The following is a 464-nucleotide window of genomic DNA, read 5'->3' on the forward strand; positions in this document are numbered from 1 at the left end:
GGTCAAAATGGGCAATCAGTTGTTTGACGCTTTCGACTTGCGTTTCATGAACCTGATGCAGACGGTTTTTCTCGGCAGTCCGCATATCCACCAGTTGGTTGCGGCGGTTAACCAATGCTTCCAACACTTCTTCCGCTTCGGTGGGCGGTTGGTAGAGCATGGTTTGCCAACCTTCTTTCTGCATCATCATCTGTGCGAAGAAGGCGAGCATTTGGGTATCTTTGGCGTCGGTTTTGGTCAGCGACTGCGATTGGGCAAACTGATGCGTCTGACGCGGGTTGGCGATGATCACGGCCATACCTGCGCGGTGGATGGCTTTAGCGGCGGGGATTTCGAGACCGCCGGTGCTTTCCATCACGACGAGGGCGACGTTGTGCTTTTTAAGGTATTCGATAGTATGGGCGATACCTTTTGGGTTGTTGGTTTCGGTTTTGGTTTTAGACAAAGACGAAACGGCGATGACG

The 464-nt window shown here is 52.4% G+C and carries 1 protein-coding gene; it reads right to left on the minus strand.

Annotation, left to right across the window (positions count from 1 at the left end; genetic code table 11):
• Positions 1 to 464: IS110 family transposase (locus ACTHUR_RS20185; RefSeq protein ID WP_440400579.1), on the minus strand; the 464-nt coding region annotated here is incomplete at both ends.

The sequence above is a fragment of the Neisseria sp. P0021.S007 genome (assembly GCF_051956855.1).